Genomic DNA, 21,650 nt, shown 5'->3' with positions numbered 1-21,650 from the left:
AGACGACCTTTTGGGAGGGAAAGAGCAGATGAGTCAGAAACATTGGTATCAAATGACGGCCGAGGAAACGCTGCAGTCGTCGGGGACGGAGCCCTCAAAAGGGCTGGCTGCGGAAGAAGCGGACAAGCGGCTTGCCGTTTACGGCAAAAATGAGCTGGCGGATGGACAAGGCATATCGGCGCTCACGCTTTTTTTGAACCAGTTTAAAGATTTCATGGTTCTGGTACTCGTTGGAGCTACATTAATATCCGGCTTGCTCGGTGAATATTTGGATGCCATCACGATTATCGCCATCATCATTATGAATGGAATTCTTGGCTTCGTGCAGGAGTTTCGGGCAGAGCGTTCCTTGCGCGCGCTAAAGGAGCTTTCCGCACCCAATGCCAAGGTGATCAGAGACGGAAAGCTGGAGCAGCTTCCGGCCCGCGAGCTGGTTCCGGGCGATATTGTCGTGCTGGAAAGCGGCGACCGCATTCCGGCCGATATCCGTTTTATCGAGGTATACAGCACGTATGCGGAAGAGTCGGCGCTCACGGGGGAGTCCGTTCCGGTAGCCAAGCATATCGGGGCGATTCACGGAGAAGGCGTAACTCTCGGAGATCAGCGCAATCTGGGATTTATGGGAACCCTGCTGACGAGGGGCTCGGCTAAAGGGGTCGTAATTCGTACCGGCATGGCCACGGAAATGGGCAAGATCGCGGATCTCATTCAAAACACGGATGCGATGGAGACGCCGCTGCAGCATCGTCTGGAGCAGCTCGGTAAAATTCTGATCATCGTCGCTCTGGCATTGACGGTGATGGTCGTCGCAGCGGGCATCCTGCACGGGCAGGAACCGTACGGCATGTTTTTGGCCGGCGTCAGCCTGGCGGTTGCAGCGATTCCAGAAGGCCTGCCGGCCATCGTAACGATCGCTCTGGCTCTCGGCGTACAGCGGATGATTCAGCGCAAAGCGATCGTCCGCAAGCTGCCGTCGGTCGAAACGCTGGGCTGCGCATCGGTGATTTGCTCCGATAAAACGGGAACGTTAACCCAGAACAAAATGGCGGTCACCCACTTATGGGTAGGAGGCCACTGGCTGGAGGTCACCGGGGACGGCTACGACCCTCGCGGGGATATTCTGAGGAACGGAGAGCAGGCGGACATTAAAAAAAATCAAATGCTCCGCCGATTGCTTCAGATATCCGTGCTTTGCAACAATGCTTCTCTGCATGAAGAAACAAGTGACAACAAGAAGAAAAAAGCGGATGCCGAACCGTCCCGCGCTTGGCGTATCAAGGGAGACCCGACAGAGGGGGCGCTTGTTGTCCTGGGGGCGAAAGCGGGCATTACGCAGCGTTCTCTGGATGGGCTGTACCGCCGGGTCAACGAGTTGCCTTTCGATTCAGAGAGAAAACGGATGTCTGTTGTCGTGGAGCACCAGGGAGGGCGGATGGTATGTACGAAGGGGGCGCCCGATGTGCTGGTGCAGCAGTGCTCTTATATATTGTGGGATGATAAAATCATCCCGTTTACTCCCACATTAAAGCAGAAGGTACTCTCCGCCAATGAGGACATGGCCAAAAACGCGCTGCGCGTGCTGGGACTCGCTTATCGGGATCTGAAGCCGGCGGATCGGGACCTTCAGGAAACGCAGCTGGAATACCAGCTTGTGTTTGTAGGCTTGACAGGCATGATCGACCCGCCGAGGCGCGAGGTCAGGGAAGCGATCGTCAAATGCCGTCGTGCGGGGATCAAGACCGTCATGATTACGGGCGACCACCAAACCACGGCGGAGGCGATTGCCTTGCAGCTCGGCATTCTTCCGCAGGACGGGCTGGCCATGAATGGCCGCCAGCTTTCGGTGATGACCGACGACGAGCTGGACAAACGGGTGGATGACGTGTATGTGTACGCCCGCGTTTCTCCGGAGCACAAGCTGAGGATCGTCAAGTCGCTTCAGCGCCGGGGCCATACGGTAGCGATGACCGGAGACGGTGTGAACGACGCGCCGGCCATCAAGGCGGCGGATATCGGCATTGCGATGGGCATCAGCGGTACGGATGTATCTAAAGAAGCGTCTGCGCTTGTGCTCAGCGACGATAATTTCGCCACCATCGTATCCGCTATTGAAGAAGGGCGGGGCATTTATGAGAATATCCGCAAATTTATCCGGTACTTGCTTGCTTCCAATGTCGGAGAAATTATGACGATGTTCCTGGCCATGATGTGCGGGCTGCCGCTGCCGCTGGTGCCGATCCAGATTTTATGGGTCAATCTGGTGACCGACGGCCTGCCGGCGATGGCGCTCGGCGTCGATCAGGCGGAGAAGGATCTTATGCAGCAGAAGCCGCGTTCGGCCAAGGAGAACATTTTTGCGCGGCGTCTGGGATGGAAGATTGTCAGCCGCGGAATCCTGATCGGATTGTGTACGCTGGCGGCTTTCTACATCACTTTGAAGCAGGGAGGAGACAGCCCGAATGCGCTGGTCAAAGCACAGACGGTTGCGTTCGTTACGCTCGTTATGGCGCAGCTTATTCATGTGTTCGACTGCCGGAGCTCGCGCTCGATCTTTCACCGCAATCCGCTGCAAAACGTTTGGCTTGTACTGGCGGTCGTTTCTTCGCTGCTGCTGATGCTGCCCGTACTGTACGTGGAGCAGCTTCAGCCGATTTTCAAGACAGTCCCGCTCGGGGGGCTCGATTGGCTGCTCGTCCTCGTATTTGCCGGTATTCCAAGCTTCTTCATGGGCATTGGCAGCGTGCTGAGCGGTTCCTCCAAGCGCAAGCGCATGACATACGGCGGCGGCCCGAAACCGATCGGACCTGCCGCAAGATAATAGAAACGATAAGGACTCCGGCATCTTGAAAGCGGAGTTCTTTTGTTTGCTTTTTTAGACGGATTGGTATAAAATTTTTCGTCAGCGGGTATGCATTCCGGCGAAATTGCGATATAGTATGAGGAAAATGCTCAAACAGGAGTGCAGACGATGGATTTCACGAAAATGCATGGATTGGGAAATGATTTTATCGTGCTGGCCGGACATGACGAACTGCCTCGGGATGCATCTGAGCTGGCGGTTCGTTTATGCGACCGTCATTTCGGCATCGGTGCGGACGGAATGGTCTATTTGCTGCCTTCACAGAAGGCTGACTATAGGATGCGAATCATCAATTCGGACGGCTCGGAGGCGGAGCAGTGCGGCAACGCCATCCGCTGCGCCGCTAAATATATTTATGATCACGGAATGGTGGACAAAGCGGCAACCGGGCTTACCATTGAAACGATCGGTGCAGGGGTGCAGCCCGTGCAGCTTTCGGTTACGGACGGACGAGTGACGGCTGTTCGCGTCGATATGGGCGCGCCTGTTCTGAACGGGCTTGAGGTGCCTACGGTCATCGATGCGGAACGTATCGTCTCGTACCCGGTTTCCGTAGACGGACAGGAATTTCGCTTTACCGCCGTGTCGATGGGGAATCCGCACTGCGTGATTTTTACGGAAGACGCGCTCCAGGTTGACCTTTACAAGTGGGGGCCCGAACTAGAGAACCATCCGTTATTTCCCCGCCGCATCAACGTTGAGTTCGCTACGGTGCACAGCCGGGATTATGCCGACATGCGCGTGTGGGAACGCGGAGCAGGGCCAACGCTGGCTTGCGGGACAGGAGCATGCGCCACGCTGGTGGCCGGGGTGCTGAACGGACTGATGGACCGCAAGGCGACCGTGTCGTTAAAAGGCGGCGATCTGCTGATCGAGTGGAGTGAGGCGGACAATCATGTCTATATGACCGGACCGGCGGAAACGGTGTTTAAAGGAACGCTTTAACGTATATGATGGGAAGAGGGGGCGCCGCGATGAAAGCGGATTTGAGAGAAGCGCTCCGGCAGCAGCTCATTGTCGGGGACGGGGCTATGGGGACATATTTGTACCAAATGGGCTTTCCTGTCGGCATTTCATATGAGGAATTGAATTTGCTTAAGCCGGACGTCATTATGGATGTCCACCGCAGATATTATGAGGCTGGCGCACGGTTGATCGAGACGAACACCTTCTCGGCTAACCGCGAAAAACTGTCCAAATACGGATTGGAGCAGGAAGTGGAGGCCATCAACCGCGCGGGTGTCGATTTAGCCAGACGGTCGGTCGGCAGCGATGCTTATGTCGTCGGGGCGATCGGTTCGATCCGCGCGGGCAAACGCAAAAATGTGCGTACGGCCAAGGTCAAGGATGATTTGAAGCAGCAAATTGAAGTGCTGGCGGATACGCCGGTGGACGGGCTGTTGCTGGAGTCGTTCTACGATCTGGAGGAGCTGCTGATTGCATTGAAGCTGATCCGAAAGATCAGCAGCCTGCCTGTCATTTGCCAGTTCGCGACAGAAGGTACCGGATCGACCCACGACGGCATTCCGCTGGATGAGGCGTTTCGGCGGCTTCTGGCAGCAGGGGCGGATGTGGTCGGCTTCAACTGCCGCAGCGGTCCGAACGGGCTGATGCGCTCGCTGGAACGCATCGCCGGAATGGAGGCCGCCCCGCCGTTTTCCATATTCCCGAATGCGGGGATAGCCGACTATGTAGACGGACGCTATACGTTTGCGGCGACGCCGTCTTATTTCGGTGAAACGGCGCGGAAGTTTGTCGATCTCGGCGCACGGATTATCGGCGGATGCTGCGGAACGACCCCCGAGCACATCGCTGCGATAGCCTCGTCGCTAAGAGGGTACGTTCCGGATCCGGCAGCGATTCGCAAGCTTACTGAAGACGTCAGGGAGCCTCGGCCGGAAAGGATTGCGGAGCCGGTTCAGGTGTCCGATAGGCCGCCGGCCGCACCGCCTGTACAGTCGGAGCCTACGATCGTCGACCTGGTGAAGGAGCGGCCTACGGTGATCGTGGAGCTGGATCCTCCGCGGGATTTGGACATCGAGAAGTTTATGCAGGGGGCGTCCGCGCTTAAGAAAGCCGGAGCCGATGCGCTCACGATGGCGGACAATTCGCTTGCCGTAACGCGAATGAGCAATCTGGCGCTCGGTAGTCTCGTGCAGGAGCGTATAGGCATTCGGCCGCTCATTCATATCGCCTGCCGCGACAGGAACATGATCGGAACGCAGTCGCACATGATGGGACTGCATGCACTGGGCATCGACCACGTGCTTGCGGTAACGGGCGATCCGGCGAAATTCGGAGACCTGCCCGGATCGAGCTCCGTATACGATTTGACTTCGTTCGAAATCATCCGCATGATCAAGCAGCTGAATGAAGGGGTTTCTTTCTCGGGCAAGCCGCTGAAGAAAAAAGCGAACTTCATTGTCGGAGCTGCGTTTAATCCGAACGTCAAATATTTGGATAAAGCGGTGCGGCGGTTGGAACGCAAGATTGAGTCCGGTGCCGATTACATCATGACCCAGCCGGTTTACAATGCCGAGCTGATCGAAAAAATCAGCGAGGCGACCAGGCACCTCAACGTGCCGATCTTCCTGGGCATTATGCCGCTGGCCAGCGGAGGCAATGCGGAATATTTACACAACGAGGTGCCGGGGATTCAACTGTCCGACGAAGTGCGTCAGCGCATGAGCGGTCTCAAAGGCGAGGAAGGACGAGCTATGGGCGTGCAAATCGCCAAGGAACTGCTGGATGTGGCTTTGAGCCATTTTAAAGGCATTTACTTGATGACGCCGTTCCTTGCATATGAGATGACTGTTGAATTGACCAAATACGTGTGGCAGAAAGCGGGAAGACGCGATTTCCACTTGTACCCTCTGGAAAAATGAATTAAAATAGGGTAATGGATGTGAATGCCATGATGACCAGTATGACTGGGTTCGGCCAAGCCGCTCGAAGCCTCGCGGGCTTTCGTTTGCAGATCGACTTGAAATCGGTCAACCATCGTTACTGCGAGGTCGTTGTAAGGATGCCCCGGGAATGGGCCCGTTACGAAGACGCAGTAAAACGTGCGGTGCTTGCACGGGTGAAGCGCGGTCGGGTGGATGCCTTTGTTTCGGTTGAACGGGACGGTAAGGCTCCGCAAGCTGTCGAAGTGGACTGGGCATTGGCCATGGGTTACCGGCAAGCGGCCGAGCAGATGCGAGAGAAGCTGTCGCTTTCAGAGGAGCTGTCGCTTCGCGATCTGTTGTCAATACCCGGTATGGTTTCGCTTAAGGACAAGCCGGAGCTGGAGGATGAGGTGCTGGAGCGCGAATTGTTCTCTTGTGCGGATGAGGCTGCCAAGGAACTCGTGACGATGCGCGAGCGTGAAGGCGAGGTGCTTCTTGCGGATTTGGAGCAGCGTATTGGGGTCATGGAAAGCTATAGGCTGGAGGCCGTTCAATTAGCTCCGATCATCGTGAAGGAATATGCCGGGAAGCTCAAAAGCCGAATTCAGGAGCTGCTGCAGCATATGCCCTTAGACGAGAACCGGTTGGCGATGGAAGTGGCATTGTTCGCGGATCGTGCCGCGATCGATGAGGAATTGACCCGGCTGAACAGCCATTTCGGCCAGTTCAAGAAGCTGCTCAGGTCCGCCGAACCGGTAGGCCGCAAGCTGGATTTCCTCGTTCAGGAAATAAATCGGGAAGTGAATACGATCGGCTCCAAAGCCAATTATGCGCCGCTTTCCTCCATTGTGGTGGAGATGAAGGCGGAGCTGGAAAAGATGCGGGAGCAGATCCAAAATATCGAATAACATACCTTATTAGTAATATCATTCTTTCTTTTGAAACGGTGTTGGTTGATCAACGACTAAAGAAGAGAACTGTTGCCGTGCGTCGGTTTCCTTCCCGCGAACAACGCCTGATTTCAAAGAAAGAACCAGGGGGAACCTATAGATGGCGATCAAACTTATCAACATCGGTTTCGGGAACATCGTTTCCGCGAATCGAATCATTTCCATTGTAAGTCCTGAATCGGCTCCGATCAAACGGATCATTCAGGAAGCGCGTGACCGCCATATGCTGATTGATGCGACGTATGGCCGCCGTACGCGTGCCGTTATTATTACGGACAGCGACCATGTCATCCTGTCGGCGGTTCAGCCCGAAACGGTAGCGCATCGACTTTCCAATAAGGACGATGATCATGACGAGTAATTTGGGTTACGGCCCTGCAGAAAAAGGAATATTAATCGTGCTTTCAGGACCTTCCGGGGTTGGAAAAGGAACGGTGTGCAAAGAGCTGAGAAGGTGCGCGCCGGACATCGTATACTCCGTGTCGGCAACGACCCGCCCGCCTCGAGCCGGTGAAGTGGACGGAGTGAATTATTTTTTTAAGACGAGGGAACAGTTTCAGCAGCTGATCGACCAAGACCAGATGCTGGAGTGGGCGGAATACGTAGGTAATTATTATGGAACGCCGCGCAAATTTGTGGAAGATACGTTAAACAGCGGCAAAGACATCATTTTGGAAATTGAAGTGCAGGGCGCACTCAAAGTCAAGCAGAAATTTCCGGAGGGCGTCTTTATTTTCCTGCTCCCCCCGTCGCTTAACGAATTGGAGAGCCGCATTGTAGGACGGGGGACGGAATCGGAGGATTCGATCCGCAGCCGGTTGTCCGTAGCCTTAGATGAGATTGCTTTGATTGAACATTACGACTATGCGATCATCAATGATCAAGTGGAACTGGCCTGTTCCCGGATTCGCAGTATTCTCACGGCGGAGCACTGCCGTAAAGCGCGCATGGTTTCCAAAATAAAACACTGGATGGCTGAGGTGAAAAAATAAGATGCTGTACCCTTCCATAGATCGGCTTTTGGACAAAGTAGACAGTAAGTACTCTTTGGTGGTCGCCGCCTCCAAACGAGCGCGGATGCTTCGTGACGGAGCGAAGACCGAAGTGCAGAACCAGAAATCGCACAAATACGTAGGTTTGGCCCTTGAGGAAATTTACGAGGGACATATCTCGTATGAGAAGCTGTATAACAAAGAATCCATAAAGTAAAACAACAACCCTCGCGGTTGTTATTTTTTTCGCTATGAAACCAGAAGGGGAGGAAACCGGATGCTGAACGGAAAAACGATCGTGCTCGGCGTAAGCGGCGGGATCGCCGCGTTCAAAGCAGCTGCGCTGTGCAGTAAGCTGACTCAAGCGGGAGCCGAGGTCAGGGTCATCATGACGGAATCCGCGGCCAAATTCGTCGCTCCGCTAACGTTTCAAACATTATCCCGGCATGCCGTTTACATCGATACTTTTGATGAGAAGGATCCGTCGGTCGTGTCCCACATTGATCTTGCCGACCGGGCCGATCTGGTCGTTATCGCTCCGGCGACAGCCAATGTGATCGGCAAGATGGCGTTGGGGCTTGCGGACGACATGCTTTCCACAACGCTGCTTGCGACGACGGCGCCTATTTTTGTTTGCCCTGCAATGAACGTGCATATGCTCGCTCATCCTGCGGTGCAGGCCAACCTGCAAACGCTGGCCGACCGTGGCGTTCGGTTTATCGAACCGGGTACAGGGCAGCTGGCCTGCGGCTATGTCGGCAAAGGCCGCCTGGCCGAGCCGGAAGAGATTCTCGCGGCGATCGAGAGCTTCTTTAACGAGAAAAAGCCGCTGCGCGGCAAGCGTGTGCTGGTTACCGCCGGAGCGACCATGGAACGGATTGATCCGGTTCGCTATCTGACGAACGATTCCTCTGGCAAGATGGGCTATGCCATTGCCGAACAGGCTGCAAGAATGGGGGCCGAAGTCACTTTAGTCACGGGTAAGGCAACCGTTGCCGTCCCGAACGGGGTTAAGGTGATTCGCACGGAATCTACAATAGAGATGATGGATGCGGTGCTCTCCGCGATGGATGAGCAGGACGTGATTATCAAAGCCGCGGCGGTATCCGATTACCGTCCGGCAGAGCAAGCGCCGGAGAAGATCAAGAAGACGGAGTCGGAAATGATGCTGAAGCTGGTCAAAAATCCGGATATCCTGCAGGCGGTCGGCGAACGAAAGAAAGCGTCCCAGCTGGTTGTCGGCTTTGCGGCGGAAACGCACAACGTAGAAGCTTTTGCTATAGATAAGCTGAAGCGCAAGCGCTGTGACCTGATTGTCGCCAATGACGTCACGGTACCGGGGGCCGGATTCGGCACCGATACGAATGTGGTGAACGTTTATGATGCGAACGGACTCGTGCTGAGGCTGCCGCTGATGGAGAAGAGGGAAGTGGCCGCCCGGCTGCTGGCCTTTATCGCAGACCGTCTGACGAAGGGGGAAATAACCGAAGAATGTACGCCAAAGTAATTGTCGACGTACCGGCCAAACCGACGAACCGCGCTTTCGATTATGTGGTTCCGGAAGCGATGAAGGACCTCGTCACCGTTGGCAGCCGGGTCGGCGTACCGTTTGGCCCGCGCACGGTACAGGGATTCGTTGTGGAACTGCACGAAGGAACCGAGCTGGATCCGGCCAAGCTGAAGCCGATTGCGCAGATCCTCGATTTGATCCCGCCGCTGACGCCGGAATTGGTCAAGCTGGCCCGCTGGATCAGCCGGACGTATTTGTGCCATGAAATCACGGCGCTGCAAGCCATGATCCCAGGCGCATTAAAAGCAAAATACGAACGCCATGTGAAGGTGGACGAACACGGAGGCCGGCGAGGAGGGCATGAGAATGTCCTGATGCTGCCGGTCCCGAAGCAGGAAGAGATCTTAAATTATGTCCGGAAGCAGGAAACGGTCCGGCTGGAAACGCTGTTGGAGAAATTTGCCGGGGACACTTTGCTCGTAAAGCAGCTGCTGGAGGACGGGGTTCTGACGGAGGTTCATATGGTGAAGGACCGGATGTCGGCGAAAAAAGCGCTGACGGTTTTTCCCCCGGAGAACCCGGAACAGCTTGCGGCATGGCAGGAAGAGCTTCCCGCCAGAGCTGCCAAGCAGAAACTGGTGCTGGAGTATCTGCAAAAGCACCCCGAGCCCATCAAGCTGACGGAGCTGCTTTCGAGGCTGCATATTACCGCCGCCGCCGTCAAAGGCTTGGCGGAGCGGGGATGGGTAAGGCTCGAGGAGGTCGAGGTTCAGCGCGATCCGTACGCCTCGCGGACGTTTCGTCCGACCTCGCCGCTGCCGCTTACCCCGGAACAGCAGAAAGTATTTGACTGCATCAAGGACGCGGTTCTTTCCGGCGGGCAGCGGGTGTTTCTGCTGAACGGCGTAACGGGAAGCGGCAAGACGGAAGTGTATCTGCAATCGATTCAAACCTGCCTGGATCAGGGACGGGAGGCGATTGTTCTCGTACCCGAGATTTCGCTTACTCCGCAAATGGTCGAGCGTTTCAAAGGACGCTTCGGCAACCGGGTTGCCGTGCTTCACAGCCGTCTGTCACACGGGGAGCGGTACGATGAGTGGCGCAAAATCGTACGGCGGGAAGTCAGCGTTGTGATCGGGGCCCGTTCGGCCGTATTTGCTCCATTCACGAAAATCGGACTTATTATTATTGATGAAGAGCATGAATCGACCTATAAGCAGGAGGAAAGCCCGAAATATCACGCTCGTGACGTCGCCATCGCCAGAGCGTCCGAGCATGGAGCGGCCGTTGTTCTTGGATCCGCTACGCCTTCGTTGGAGAGCATGTACCGGACAGGCCGCGAGGCCGTTCTTTCTGCAACGCCGGACCGTCCGGCGTTCGAACTGCTGACCATGACCTCCCGCGTGGAGGGAAGGCCGCTGCCGCGCGTACATATTGTCGATATGCGGGAAGAGCTGAAAAACGGTAATCGTTCCATGTTCAGCCGCGCCCTGTATAAAGCGATAGAAGAACGGTTACACAAGAAAGAACAAACCGTTTTGCTGCTGAACCGCCGGGGCTACGCGACCTTCGTCATGTGCCGCACCTGCGGCTATGTAGCTAATTGCCCGCACTGCGACATCTCGCTGACGTACCACCAGAGCTCCCGGGCGATCCGATGCCATTATTGCGGCTATGCCGAGCGTGAGCTGACGGCATGTCCGGACTGCGGGAGCGAGCATATCCGTCATTTCGGCACGGGAACGCAGCGTGTGGAGGAGGAGCTTTCCAAGCTGTTCCCGGGGATTCGAGTGATCCGCATGGACGTGGATACAACGACGGAGAAAGGGTCTCATGAAAAATGGCTCACGATATTTAAAAACCGGCAGGCGGATCTGCTGCTCGGTACGCAAATGGTGGCCAAGGGACTCGATTTTCCGCATGTGACGCTTGTTGGCGCGCTGGCTGCCGATTCCGTGCTCAACCTGCCGGACTTTCGGGCGGCGGAACGGACATTTCAGCTGCTGACGCAGGTAGCCGGCAGGGCTGGACGGCATGAGCTTCCTGGCGAAGTGTTCGTGCAAACGTATACTCCGGAGCATTACAGCATTCTCAGTGCAAGCAAACATGACTATCAAGGCTTCATGCGTAAGGAGATGCTGATGCGCAAGCAGCATAATTATCCGCCTTTTCACCGGCTGGTGCTGATTACGCTGTCGCATGAGCAGGTGCAGCTCTTGATTCGCTCGGGTGAAGCGGTTGCCGCCAGGCTGAAGGAACTGGCGAGTCAGGTGCAGGCTGAAGGGACGGAGCTGGAGGTGCTTGGACCCGTAGCTTCGCCGATTTCGCGGATCAAGGATAGATATCGGTTCCAATGCATGATAAAATATCGGGGAGAGATGGACATTGCCGGGCTCGTGCAGCAGGCAGTTGCCGTGCTGGACGATGCTGTCAAGCAGAGGAAGCTGACGGTGTCCGTCGACGTCGATCCGCAAATTTTGATGTAAACCGGTCCAGGAAGGCCGGAATATATATAATTACTCAGCGTTTTATTATTAGAAGGATGGTGTTGGTTCGTATGGCTATCAAAATGATCGTGAAAGATCCGGATCCGGTGCTGCGGGAAAAAAGCAAGCCTGTTCCGAAAATTACGCCGAATATCCATAAGCTGCTGAAAGATATGGCCGATACCATGTATGACGCTGAAGGCGTTGGGCTGGCGGCTCCGCAAATTGGAATTCTCAAGCGGGTCATTGTGATGGATGTCGGAGATGAGCACGGATTGATCGAACTGATCAACCCTGAGATCATCGAACGGGAAGGCGAGCAGTTCGGACCGGAAGGCTGCCTCAGCATTCCAGGCTTTACGGGCGACGTTAAACGCGCGCAGCGGGTGAAGGTGAAGGGCCTGAACCGGGATGGCGAGGAAATTGTCATCGAAGGGACGGATCTCCTGGCGCGATGCATTCAGCATGAAGTCGACCATTTGAACGGTGTGCTTTATACCGATTTGGCTGAAAAAGTCTATAAGAACGAACCGCAGGATCGTGGTGAGGCATGAGAGTGATTTTCATGGGTACGCCGGAGTTTGCCGTACCTTCTTTGCAAACCTTGCTTGAGTATGACGGTGTGGAGGTTGTGGCGGTGGTCACGCAGCCGGATCGTCCGGTCGGTCGCAAGCGCGTACTGACTCCCACCCCGGTCAAGGCGGAAGCGGAGAAGCACGGCATCCCCGTGCTTCAGCCGGAACGGTTGCGCAGCCCTGAATCGGTCGAAGCCCTTTCAGCGCTTCAGCCGGAATTGATCGTGACGGCCGCATACGGACAAATTTTGCCGAAGTCGGTGCTGGATTTGCCGCGGCTCGGCTGTATCAACATTCATGCCTCGCTGCTTCCCAAATATCGCGGCGGGGCGCCGATTCATTATGCGGTCATGAACGGGGATCCCGTTACGGGCGTTACGATCATGTACATGACGGAAGGGCTGGATACCGGGGACATGATCAGCCGGATCGAAGTGCCGATCGGAGATCAGGACACTACGGGAACGATGTTCGAAAAATTAAGCATAGCCGGCGCCAAGCTGTTGAAGGAGACGCTGCCGGATCTGCTCTCCGGGCGGGTTCGGGCGGTGCCGCAGAACGATGAAGAAGCGGTGTATTCTCCGAATATCAGCCGGGAGCAGGAGCGGATCGATTGGACCAAGCCGGCCTTGCAGATCTGGAATCTGGTGCGGGCGCTTCATCCGCGGCCGGGTGCGTTCACGCTGTGGAACGGCGATGTGCTCAAAATATGGACATGCGCCAAGCCGGACGCCGCAGAATCCGTCCCGGGCAGTACGCTTCCGGGGACCGTACTGGAAGCGGGCGAGCGGGGAATTGCGGTAGCCACCGGACAAGGTGTGCTTCGCATCACGGAGCTGCAGCCCGCAGGTAAAAAAGCAATGGATGCGGCCGCTTTCGCACGCGGCGGGCAGCTGACCCCGGGCACGGTGCTGGGCATATAGGAAACGGGGGCTTAGAATCGAAGTGAGCGAACGAAACAACGACAATACCGGCGCCGGCAAGCCGGGCTTGGCCAAAAGTAAAGCGCCGGAGCACCGGCCGTCAAAGCGCCAGCCGGGCAAAGGCGGGCCGCGTGAAGGGGTTAAGGGCTCGGCCCGCGAAGCGGCGCTTGATGTGCTTCTTCGCATCGAACAGGACCGCTCCTACAGCAACCTTCTGCTGAACCGGACATTGCAGCAATATCAACTGGACAGGCCGGATGCGGGGTTGGCCACGGAAATCGTTTATGGCACGATTCAGCGGCAGGGGACGATCGATTATTTCCTTGAAAAGTTCGTAAAAGGCGGACTCGCCAAGCTTCAGCCCTGGGTGAGAAGCCTGCTGCGGCTGAGCTTTTACCAGCTCTATTATTTGGACCGGATTCCGGAGCATGCGGTCGTGAACGAGGCGGTGCAATTGGCGAAGCGGAGAGGGCATCAAGGCATCTCCGGCATGGTGAACGGTGTACTGCGTAATGTGCTCCGCCGCAAAGCCGAGCTAGTTCTTCCCGACGGGCTCCCTGACGACCGGCGGATTGCCTTGGCCACCTCGCATCCGGAATGGATGGTGCGCAGATGGATCCGGCAGTTCGGCAAGGAGGCCGCGGAGCGGATCTGCGAGGCGAACAATCGCCCCCCGCGCGTAAGCATCCGCGTGAACCGGCTTCGGCTCGCCCCGGCGGAGCTGGCCGAGCGGCTTCGTCAAGGAGGGCTCGAAGCGGAGCCCTCGGACGTGGCCCCCGCCGGCGTCGTTGTGCGCGGCGGCGGCAACATGGCCTTGACGCGGGAATACGCGGAAGGCCTGTTTACCATTCAGGACGAGAGCTCGATGCTCGTCGCGGAGTGGGTTGACCCGCAGCCGGGCGAGCGGGTGCTGGATTGCTGCGCCGCACCCGGCGGGAAGACGACGCATCTGGCGGAGAAAATGCAGGACTGCGGAGAAATCATTGCCTGCGACGTACATGAGCACAAGGAGCAGCTGATCCGCGAACAGGCGGAGAGGCTCGGGCTCAGGTCCATCCGCACGGTAAGGGCTGATGCGCGCAGCCTTGCCGGGCAATTTCCGGCCGGAAGCTTCGACCGCATTCTGCTCGACGCCCCCTGCTCGGGCTTGGGCGTGATCCGCCGCAAGCCGGATATGAAGTGGAGCAGGCAGGAAAGCGAGCTGGAGAGCGTTTGCGAGGTTCAGCAGGAACTGCTGGATTCGATACATTCCTTGCTCAAGCCGGGCGGAGTGTTGGTGTACAGCACCTGTACGGTGGAAAAAGCGGAGAACGAGGACATGATCCGTGCTTTCCTGGAGCGGCATCCGGAGTTTGAGCCGGACGCACCTCCGTCAGGGCAAACCGGACGGCTTTCCTTGCCGGCCGGCCAGGCATTCGTGCAAATCATGCCGTATGACTTCGGATCGGACGGTTTTTTTATAGCCAGACTCCGCAAACGAGCATAAAAATGCAAAGTGTGGTAAACTAAATGTGGCTTTTTCGGGCAAATTTGCCCTTAAGGCTTTCACTATAGAATAAACGGGTTGTGATGGATATCGTGAATCTTGAGGAAACCAGGGCTCAGGAAATAAAGCCGTATGTATACGATTATACTCTTGAGGATTGGCAGGAGTGGGTCAAGACGATCGGCGAAGCAGGCTTCAGGGCCGGTCAAATCTTTGACTGGCTGTATGTGAAAAGAGTATCAAGCTTTGAAGAAATGACGAACCTGCCGAAGTCGCTGCGGGAAAAGCTCCGGCAGCAGTTTGATTTTGTCACGCTGACCGAGGTGGCCAATTATAGGTCGCAGGACGGGACCGTCAAATTTTTGTTTGAGCTTACCGACAAGAATGCGATTGAAACCGTGATAATGAAGCATAACTACGGAAACAGCGTATGTGTGACGACACAGGTTGGCTGCCGGATCGGCTGTACGTTTTGCGCTTCGACGCTGGGCGGCTTAAAGCGGAATTTATCCCCCGGTGAAATCATCGCACAGGTGGTCAAGGCGCAGCAGCTGCTTGATGCAACACAAGAGCGGGTCAGCAGCATTGTGATCATGGGGATCGGGGAACCGTTCGAAAACTACGATGCGATGATGAAGTTTCTTAAAGTCATGATTCATCCCAAAGGCCTGAATATCGGCCAGCGGCATATTACGGTATCCACAAGCGGAATCGTGCCCAATATTTACCGGTTTGCTGATGAAGATACGCAAATCAATCTTGCGATCTCTATTCATGCTCCCAATGATGCGCTTCGGTCCAAGCTGATGCCTGTGAACCGCCGTTATCCGTTTGCGGATTTGATAGAGGCGTGCAAGTATTACGTGGCCAAAACCGGCAGGCGCATTACGTTCGAATACGCGCTGATGGGCGGGGTCAATGACCGGCCCGAGCATGCGGAGGAGCTCGCTAAAGTATTGAAGACGTTCCCTATGGCACACGTCAATCTGATCCCGGTCAATTTTGTCTCGGAACGGAATTATGTGCGTACGCCGCGGAATGACATTTTTACATTCCAACGCATTCTGGAGAAAAACAAAATCAATGCCACAATTCGCCGGGAGCAGGGCAGCGACATTGCTGCGGCCTGCGGACAACTGCGTGCGAAGCATATGGAGTCGGGTGCGAGGTGAGACGAACGATGCTGAGATTGGCTTATCAATCCGATATTGGCCGTGTACGGTTGGTAAACGAGGACCGCGCAATTGTGCAAGAGGACTTGAACGGCTGGACTCTTGCCATTGTGGCAGACGGGATGGGCGGCCATCAAGCCGGGGATATCGCAAGCACGATGGCGGTTGAACTGATCCAGGAAGGGCTGCAGTCCGTGGACCCTAACATTTCGGGGGAAGAACGCCAGCGACAGCTGCGCACGGTGATTGAGATTGCCAATGAAAAGATTTTTGAATTCGCTTCTCAAAGGGAGAATTATCACGGGATGGGAACGACGGTTGTCACGGTCTTGGCCAAGGACGACCGCGCGGTTGTAGCACATATCGGCGACAGCCGGGCTTACCGGATCCGCGGAAATCACATCGAACAGCTCACCGAGGATCACTCGCTTGTCAACGAGCTGGTCCGCAGCGGCCAAATCAGCCGGGAGGATGCATACCATCATCCGCGCCGCAACGTTCTGACCAGAGCGCTCGGTACGGAGCCGACCATTGAGGTCGATGTACAGGAAATTATGTGGCAGCAGGGCGATCTGCTCCTTCTGTGCAGCGACGGGTTGAGCAGCTTGGTCGAGAAGGATAGGCTGCTGCAAACCGTCACGGGGGAAGGGGAGCTGGAGAGCAAGGTTCAGCAGTTGATACAGGAAGCGCTGGATGCCGGCGGCGACGACAATATCACGGTGGTGTTGCTCGCCAACGTTGCGGATCCGGCAAGCGACAATGTTGGGGAAGCGGGGTGAGGACATCATGATCGGTAGGCAGTTGGGAGGACGTTACGAGATTCTGGGGCGCGTCGGCGGCGGCGGAATGGCCATTGTTTACAAAGGACTAGATATCTTATTGCATCGGCATGTCGCTGTAAAAATACTGCGTCAGCAGTATGTGCACGACGAAGAATTCATCCAGAGATTTCGCCGTGAAGCGCAGGCCGCGGCCTCATTATCACACCCCAACGTGGTCAGCATTTATGACGTAGGCCAAGAGGAAGACGTGCATTACATCGTCATGGAATACATCGAAGGCACGACGCTGAATGAGCTGATCAAAGAAAAAGCCCCCTTGCAGGTAGAGGAAGCCGTTCATATCGCGAGTCAGATTTGTGATGCGCTGGATCATGCGCACCATCATCAAATCATTCACCGCGACATCAAACCTCATAACATTCTGATCGGCAGGAACGGCCGTGTAAAAGTGACCGACTTCGGGATTGCCCGCGCCGTTACCTCCTCCACCATCACACAAACCGGCTCTGTTGTCGGTTCGGTGCATTATTTTTCACCCGAGCATGCCAAAGGCACACCGACAGGGGAGCAGTCCGATCTCTATTCCTTGGGCATCGTCATGTATCAAATGCTGACGGGGCGTCTGCCGTTTCTTGGAGAGAGTCCGATCAGTGTGGCGTTGAAGCACCTGCAGGAGGACGTAGAGGAGCCGCGCAAGGTGAATCCTCTCATTCCGCAGAGCGTGGAGAACATTATTTTACGGGCCATGCGCAAAAGTACTTCGGAACGTTACCGTTCGGCCAAGGATATGATGAATGATTTGGAATCATGCCTGCTTCCGCACCGCCGGGGAGAGCCGAAGGCGAGCTTCCTGGACGAGGATGAGCTGGATGAAGAGCGGACCTTGGTCATTCCGGCCCTGCGCCCCGGTCAATATGAAGCCGTCAGGGATGAAGAAGAGGCCGACGAGGAAGAGGAGCTTACGGTAAAGGAAAAAAAGAAGAAAAGCTGGGGAAAGCCGTTCGCTTGGTTTATCATCCTGACGGCGATGCTCGGCATCATGTGGTATTCGGTAGGCTATGTCAAGGAAATGATCGCGGTTCCCTCCGAGGTGGATGTGCCTGACGTCGTCAATATGACGCTGGATCAGGCGAAGCAGGAGCTTGCGAGCAGACAGCTTGAAGCGCTGGTGGAGTATCTGGAATCGTCGGATGTTCCAAAAGATGTGGTGATCAGGCAGAATCCTTCAGGCATGAAGGTCAGGCCCGGATACAAGGTTACGCTGTATGTCAGTGAGGGGCCGGCCAAGCAAAAGATGCCGGAGGTCGTTAAATTGAAGCTGAGCGATGCCAAAGAGCGGCTTACGAAGTGGGGGATTAAACCGGAAAATATCTCTGTCGATCCGCAGTTTATGGACCAGGAGCCGGATACGGTGGTAACCCAGACTCCGGGGCCGGGTGAGGAATTTACCGATCCGTCGGCCGTAATGGTCAAGCTGATCGTAAGCAAAGGCCCGGAGACGTTCAAGATGCCGAATCTGATCGGAAAGACGGAAAACGAAGCGCGGAATATGGTCATGGTCAACAATTTGAAGCTGTCCAACGAAAACGTCAGCTATGAGGCGAGCTATAAGCAAACCAAAGGCCGGGTCATCGAGCAGTTTCCGTATCAACCGGGCGATGAGGTATCGCCGGGAGCGGAGATCAAGCTGATTGTCAGCTCCGGTTTTCCCGAGGAGGCCGGACCTATGTCGGTGCCTGTGACGATCAAGCCGACGAGCGAAGGAAAGCCTTCCACGGTCAAAATCATATTAAGCGACGCCCAATACGACAACTTTGAATACCAAACGCTGAACAACGTGGTCAAGACGGAAACGCTTGATGTTAAGCTGGTCGTTTCTCCCCAAAAGAATGCGGTCATCCAAGTGAAAGTGGACAACATTATTGCCGAGGTGATCTCCGTCACTTATCAGGATTATTTGGCGCAAAAGAACGGCGCCATACCGGGAACAGGCGCTGTGAAGGATGCCCCGGCGAGTGCGCCTGGATCGATGGGGACCGATAATGACGGTAACGGGGCGGCCGGAGGAAGCTCAAGTACAGGGGGACGACAATCATAATGCCAACGGGATTTATCGTTAAGGCGTTAAGCGGGTATTATTATGTGCTGCCGGAAGATTCGCAAAGCGCGGAATCGATTCAATGCCGGGCGCGGGGGATCTTTAAGAAGCGGGGGATTTCTCCTCTCGTAGGAGACCGCGTGATCTACCAACTGACGGAGAACGGGGAGGGAACGGTGGATGAAATTTTGCCTCGCACCTCCGAGCTCGTTCGTCCGCCGATCGCTAACGTAGACCTCGTTGTTTTGGTATTCTCTGTCGATGAGCCCGCGCTCAACCTCCCTCTGCTGGACAAGTTTCTGGTGCACACGGAAAGCGCCGGGCTCGATGCGCTCATCTGCTTGACCAAGCATGACTTGCTTGCCGATTCCCGGGAACACGGCGGTCCATTGGAGCTGGAATCGGTGATCAAGCTGTACGAATCGATCGGATACACGATTTTGGTCACAAGCGCGAAGGAAGGAGTCGGCGTAGATAAGGTTATGGATCAGCTTTCCGGCCGGATCAGCGTGTTTGCCGGACAGTCCGGGGTAGGCAAGTCGTCGCTGCTCAATGCCATGGTTCCGGGTCTGCAGCTGGAGACGAATCAAATCAGCTTGAAGCTCGGCCGCGGGAAGCATACGACCCGGCATGTCGAGTTGATTCGCCTGCGAAACGGAGGGATTGTGGCGGATACGCCCGGGTTCAGTCAACTGGATTTTCTGCAGGTGGATGCCGAGGGGCTTGGCGGCTGCTTCCGCGAATTCGCGCCCTTTGCCGCAGAATGCCGTTTTCGCGGATGTCTTCATCTCCATGAGCCGGGCTGCAAGGTTCAGGAGGCCGCAGATGCCGGGCTTATCGCGGCTACGCGATACGAAAATTACTTGCAGTTCCTAGGGGAAATCCGGGATAAAAAAAGGAGGTACTGACATGCTGCGGATTGCTCCTTCCATTCTATCCGCTGACTTTTCTATGCTTGGCCAAGAGATTGCCGATGTGGAACGCGGAGGAGCGGATTGGATCCATGTGGATGTCATGGATGGGCATTTTGTTCCGAACATTACGCTTGGTCCGCTGGTAGTGGAAGCCATCCGTCCGAAGACGAGGCTGCCGCTCGACGTGCATCTGATGATCGAAGAACCGGACCGCTACATTCCTGCGTTCGCCAAGGCGGGTGCAGACCTGATCTCGGTACATACGGAAGCCTGCGTCCATCTTCACCGGACGCTTCATTTGATCAAGGAGCAGGGGGTCAAGGCCGGGGTCGTGTTGAATCCGGCTACCCCGCTTTCCGCCTTGGAGCACGTCATGGACGACAAGCTTGATCTGGTCCTTGTGATGACGGTCAATCCGGGGTTCGGCGGACAGCATTTCATCACCGGCATGCTGCCTAAGATTGCAAAGCTGCGGGAAATGCTCAATGACCGGGGGCTTCAAGACGTGGATATCGAGGTGGATGGCGGCATTAATGAGGAAACGGCTAAGCTTGCTGTCGAAGCCGGAGCTAATGTGCTGGTGGCCGGCAGCGCGGTGTTCAATCGGCCTGATCGTGCGGACGCGATTCGCGCGATTCGCGGGCAGGCCTGACGGGCAAGGGAGCTTAAAGCTGAAAATAGACCCTCGGTATGGGAATGGCTTTCGTATTTGATTGAGTTCTTATTTTATTTTATCTATTCGGTATTTCATGCGGTCTGTCTGTCTATCGTACAGCAGCCCGCATAAGCAAAAACAGCATATTTTGCCCGGGCGGGGCATAACATGGTTACAAAAGTAGGGCTTACTTTTGTAGCCTTTTTGTTTTATCGGAAAAATGGGTTGTCAGGCACGTTTTGGCGGAAGCAGTAATATACTGGTTTTGCGAGGCTGAGTTGCCGGGAGGAGGGTACTGAATGAAATTTTATACGATTAAGCTTCCGAAGTTTTTGGGTGGTTTTGTGAAGGCAGTACTTAATACTTTTAGTAAAAACTGAAGGTATGAGAGCTCGTACTTATGAGTTTGCTGTTTGCCGCGCACAGCAAACCAGGGATAAACGGCTGCGCCGTCCTTTTGGGGACGTAAGCGTTTGTCAGGGTGATTCAGAAACAAGTATAGAGCACGCCGGAGTCAATGCTCTGAAGCGCTAAAAAAGCACCTGCATCAGGTGCTTTTTGTCTGCTGGGCAGATTACACGCGAGTAACTTTTCCGGATTTCAACGCCTTTGTGCTTACCCAAACGCGCTTAGGCTTGCCGTCGACCAGAATGCGGACTTTTTGAACGTTGACGCCCCAAGTGCGTCGGGTTTTGTTGTTCGCATGGGATACATGGTTGCCGGTACCCGGTCCTTTACCAGTAATAAAACATTTACGGGACATAGTTACACCTCCTTAAAGCATGTACGCTTCAAAAACATACTTGAATATCATATCACAGCCGAATAAATGCCGTCAACGAATGCGTGCGGTTTTTCTTCCGCTATGGCTAGGGAGGTTTGTTTATTTCTTGTGATGATTATAGTACAATGTAACATAGTCCATCCGAATCTGGATTAAAGGAGCTGTTAGAGAGATGGCTGTCGAACTTAACACACAATATGGCAAAATATACGTAACCGATGAAGTGATTGCTGTGCTCGCAGGCTCAGCTGCTTTGGATTGCTATGGACTCGTGGGAATGGCTTCGCGCAATCAATTAAAAGACGGAATCGCAGAACTGCTGCGTCGGGATAATTTGAGCCGGGGTGTGGAGGTTCATCGTGATGAGCAGGGCGTGCTGACCATTGATTTATATATCGTCGTCAGCTACGGCACGAAAATTTCGGTCGTAGCCCACAATGTTCAGACCAAAGTGAAATACATGCTGAACGAAGTGGCAGGACTGCAAGTGGACTATGTTAATATTTTTGTTCAAGGCGTGCGGATCGCGCAATAAGACTGACAGACAGCAGTTGTCGCCGATATAATGAGACGCC

Annotated in this window: 20 protein-coding genes; 19 read left to right on the top strand and 1 reads right to left on the bottom strand. The window is 55.2% G+C overall.

The genetic code is table 11. The annotated features are described in order from the left end of the window. Nucleotides 1-28: 28 nt before the first annotated feature. The 18 genes from EXW96_RS12180 (at nucleotide 29) to spoVM (ending at nucleotide 20,671) form a co-directional block, all read left to right on the top strand. Nucleotides 29-2,818 (top strand): calcium-translocating P-type ATPase, SERCA-type, encoded by a 2,790-nt coding sequence (locus tag EXW96_RS12180; protein WP_174350647.1) that lies wholly within the window; start codon nucleotides 29-31, stop codon nucleotides 2,816-2,818. A gap of 150 nt (nucleotides 2,819-2,968) precedes the next feature. Then, nucleotides 2,969-3,805, top strand: a complete 837-nt coding sequence (gene dapF, locus EXW96_RS12175) for a diaminopimelate epimerase (RefSeq protein WP_171005855.1) — start codon at nucleotides 2,969-2,971, stop codon at nucleotides 3,803-3,805. Nucleotides 3,806-3,834: 29 nt separating this feature from the next. Beyond that, nucleotides 3,835-5,745: a bifunctional homocysteine S-methyltransferase/methylenetetrahydrofolate reductase gene (locus EXW96_RS12170; protein ID WP_174350646.1), complete on the top strand. Its 1,911-nt coding sequence runs from the start codon at nucleotides 3,835-3,837 to the stop codon at nucleotides 5,743-5,745. A 29-nt stretch (nucleotides 5,746-5,774) separates the two neighbouring features. Then, nucleotides 5,775-6,656, top strand: a complete 882-nt coding sequence (locus EXW96_RS12165) for a YicC/YloC family endoribonuclease (RefSeq protein ID WP_174350645.1) — start codon at nucleotides 5,775-5,777, stop codon at nucleotides 6,654-6,656. A gap of 142 nt (nucleotides 6,657-6,798) precedes the next feature. After that, nucleotides 6,799-7,059, top strand: a complete 261-nt coding sequence (gene remA, locus EXW96_RS12160) for an extracellular matrix/biofilm regulator RemA (RefSeq protein WP_009672664.1) — start codon at nucleotides 6,799-6,801, stop codon at nucleotides 7,057-7,059. Beyond that, entirely contained in the window at nucleotides 7,049-7,690 is a 642-nt protein-coding gene (gmk, locus tag EXW96_RS12155; protein WP_062407867.1) for a guanylate kinase, read from the top strand. The genes remA and gmk overlap by 11 nt, the downstream gene beginning before the upstream one ends. Before the next feature lies 1 nt (nucleotide 7,691). Further along, nucleotides 7,692-7,907 (top strand): DNA-directed RNA polymerase subunit omega, encoded by a 216-nt coding sequence (rpoZ, locus tag EXW96_RS12150; protein WP_054818057.1) that lies wholly within the window; start codon nucleotides 7,692-7,694, stop codon nucleotides 7,905-7,907. Between the two features lie 60 nt (nucleotides 7,908-7,967). Then, nucleotides 7,968-9,197, top strand: a complete 1,230-nt coding sequence (coaBC, locus tag EXW96_RS12145) for a bifunctional phosphopantothenoylcysteine decarboxylase/phosphopantothenate--cysteine ligase CoaBC (RefSeq protein WP_062407870.1) — start codon at nucleotides 7,968-7,970, stop codon at nucleotides 9,195-9,197. After that, on the top strand, nucleotides 9,182-11,686 hold the full coding sequence (gene priA, locus EXW96_RS12140; protein ID WP_174350644.1) for a primosomal protein N': 2,505 nt from the start codon (nucleotides 9,182-9,184) through the stop codon (nucleotides 11,684-11,686). The genes coaBC and priA overlap by 16 nt, the downstream gene beginning before the upstream one ends. A 71-nt stretch (nucleotides 11,687-11,757) precedes the next feature. After that, complete coding sequence (gene def / locus EXW96_RS12135) at nucleotides 11,758-12,240, top strand: peptide deformylase (RefSeq protein WP_062407874.1); 483 nt, start codon at nucleotides 11,758-11,760, stop codon at nucleotides 12,238-12,240. Further along, nucleotides 12,237-13,184: a methionyl-tRNA formyltransferase gene (gene fmt / locus EXW96_RS12130; RefSeq protein ID WP_174350643.1), complete on the top strand. Its 948-nt coding sequence runs from the start codon at nucleotides 12,237-12,239 to the stop codon at nucleotides 13,182-13,184. Before def ends, fmt begins: the two co-directional genes overlap by 4 nt. A gap of 22 nt (nucleotides 13,185-13,206) precedes the next feature. Then, on the top strand, nucleotides 13,207-14,670 hold the full coding sequence (gene rsmB, locus EXW96_RS12125) for a 16S rRNA (cytosine(967)-C(5))-methyltransferase RsmB (RefSeq protein ID WP_309225080.1): 1,464 nt from the start codon (nucleotides 13,207-13,209) through the stop codon (nucleotides 14,668-14,670). Between the two features lie 83 nt (nucleotides 14,671-14,753). Continuing rightward, a complete protein-coding gene (rlmN, locus tag EXW96_RS12120) occupies nucleotides 14,754-15,842 on the top strand; it encodes a dual-specificity RNA methyltransferase RlmN (RefSeq protein ID WP_174350642.1) in 1,089 nt (362 codons plus the stop codon). Nucleotides 15,843-15,850: 8 nt separating this feature from the next. Then, nucleotides 15,851-16,621 carry a Stp1/IreP family PP2C-type Ser/Thr phosphatase gene (locus EXW96_RS12115; protein ID WP_062407878.1) on the top strand — a complete coding sequence of 257 codons (771 nt, stop codon included), beginning with the start codon at nucleotides 15,851-15,853 and terminating at the stop codon, nucleotides 16,619-16,621. Nucleotides 16,622-16,628: 7 nt separating this feature from the next. Next, nucleotides 16,629-18,722 carry a Stk1 family PASTA domain-containing Ser/Thr kinase gene (pknB, locus tag EXW96_RS12110; RefSeq protein WP_174350641.1) on the top strand — a complete coding sequence of 698 codons (2,094 nt, stop codon included), beginning with the start codon at nucleotides 16,629-16,631 and terminating at the stop codon, nucleotides 18,720-18,722. Further along, nucleotides 18,722-19,630 (top strand): ribosome small subunit-dependent GTPase A, encoded by a 909-nt coding sequence (gene rsgA, locus EXW96_RS12105; RefSeq protein ID WP_174350640.1) that lies wholly within the window; start codon nucleotides 18,722-18,724, stop codon nucleotides 19,628-19,630. The genes pknB and rsgA overlap by 1 nt, the downstream gene beginning before the upstream one ends. A gap of 1 nt (nucleotide 19,631) precedes the next feature. Continuing rightward, a complete protein-coding gene (rpe, locus tag EXW96_RS12100) occupies nucleotides 19,632-20,288 on the top strand; it encodes a ribulose-phosphate 3-epimerase (RefSeq protein ID WP_054818940.1) in 657 nt (218 codons plus the stop codon). 302 nt (nucleotides 20,289-20,590) lie between these two features. After that, on the top strand, nucleotides 20,591-20,671 hold the full coding sequence (gene spoVM, locus EXW96_RS12095) for a stage V sporulation protein SpoVM (protein WP_014652194.1): 81 nt from the start codon (nucleotides 20,591-20,593) through the stop codon (nucleotides 20,669-20,671). 194 nt (nucleotides 20,672-20,865) lie between these two features. Here spoVM and rpmB read toward each other — a convergent pair whose 3' ends face one another. Next, on the bottom strand, nucleotides 20,866-21,054 hold the full coding sequence (gene rpmB / locus EXW96_RS12090; RefSeq protein WP_054818941.1) for a 50S ribosomal protein L28: 189 nt from the start codon (nucleotides 21,052-21,054) through the stop codon (nucleotides 20,866-20,868). 193 nt (nucleotides 21,055-21,247) lie between these two features. Here rpmB and EXW96_RS12085 point away from each other — a divergent pair, with 193 nt between their 5' ends. Continuing rightward, a complete protein-coding gene (locus EXW96_RS12085; protein WP_054818942.1) occupies nucleotides 21,248-21,610 on the top strand; it encodes an Asp23/Gls24 family envelope stress response protein in 363 nt (120 codons plus the stop codon). Nucleotides 21,611-21,650: the final 40 nt, after the last annotated feature.

The organism is Paenibacillus sp. JMULE4 (assembly GCF_013337105.1).
Lineage (GTDB): Bacteria > Bacillota > Bacilli > Paenibacillales > NBRC-103111 > Paenibacillus_G > Paenibacillus_G naphthalenovorans.
This window is presented reverse-complemented; position numbering and strand designations above follow the sequence as displayed.

Excerpts from the sequence above, each read along its gene's own strand:
- priA (WP_174350644.1), top strand. The coding sequence starts at position 9,182 with ATGTACGCCAAAGTAATTGTCGACGTACCGGCCAAACCGACGAACCGC.
- EXW96_RS12115 (WP_062407878.1), top strand. The coding sequence starts at position 15,851 with ATGCTGAGATTGGCTTATCAATCCGATATTGGCCGTGTACGGTTGGTA.
- def (WP_062407874.1), top strand. The coding sequence starts at position 11,758 with ATGGCTATCAAAATGATCGTGAAAGATCCGGATCCGGTGCTGCGGGAA.
- rpoZ (WP_054818057.1), top strand. The coding sequence starts at position 7,692 with ATGCTGTACCCTTCCATAGATCGGCTTTTGGACAAAGTAGACAGTAAG.
- rlmN (WP_174350642.1), top strand. The coding sequence starts at position 14,754 with ATGGATATCGTGAATCTTGAGGAAACCAGGGCTCAGGAAATAAAGCCG.
- rpe (WP_054818940.1), top strand. The coding sequence starts at position 19,632 with ATGCTGCGGATTGCTCCTTCCATTCTATCCGCTGACTTTTCTATGCTT.
- coaBC (WP_062407870.1), top strand. The coding sequence starts at position 7,968 with ATGCTGAACGGAAAAACGATCGTGCTCGGCGTAAGCGGCGGGATCGCC.
- EXW96_RS12085 (WP_054818942.1), top strand. The coding sequence starts at position 21,248 with ATGGCTGTCGAACTTAACACACAATATGGCAAAATATACGTAACCGAT.
- fmt (WP_174350643.1), top strand. The coding sequence starts at position 12,237 with ATGAGAGTGATTTTCATGGGTACGCCGGAGTTTGCCGTACCTTCTTTG.
- spoVM (WP_014652194.1), top strand. The coding sequence starts at position 20,591 with ATGAAATTTTATACGATTAAGCTTCCGAAGTTTTTGGGTGGTTTTGTG.
- pknB (WP_174350641.1), top strand. The coding sequence starts at position 16,629 with ATGATCGGTAGGCAGTTGGGAGGACGTTACGAGATTCTGGGGCGCGTC.
- remA (WP_009672664.1), top strand. The coding sequence starts at position 6,799 with ATGGCGATCAAACTTATCAACATCGGTTTCGGGAACATCGTTTCCGCG.
- EXW96_RS12165 (WP_174350645.1), top strand. The coding sequence starts at position 5,775 with ATGATGACCAGTATGACTGGGTTCGGCCAAGCCGCTCGAAGCCTCGCG.
- gmk (WP_062407867.1), top strand. The coding sequence starts at position 7,049 with ATGACGAGTAATTTGGGTTACGGCCCTGCAGAAAAAGGAATATTAATC.
- dapF (WP_171005855.1), top strand. The coding sequence starts at position 2,969 with ATGGATTTCACGAAAATGCATGGATTGGGAAATGATTTTATCGTGCTG.
- rpmB (WP_054818941.1), bottom strand. The coding sequence starts at position 21,054 with ATGTCCCGTAAATGTTTTATTACTGGTAAAGGACCGGGTACCGGCAAC.
- rsgA (WP_174350640.1), top strand. The coding sequence starts at position 18,722 with ATGCCAACGGGATTTATCGTTAAGGCGTTAAGCGGGTATTATTATGTG.
- EXW96_RS12170 (WP_174350646.1), top strand. The coding sequence starts at position 3,835 with ATGAAAGCGGATTTGAGAGAAGCGCTCCGGCAGCAGCTCATTGTCGGG.
- EXW96_RS12180 (WP_174350647.1), top strand. The coding sequence starts at position 29 with ATGAGTCAGAAACATTGGTATCAAATGACGGCCGAGGAAACGCTGCAG.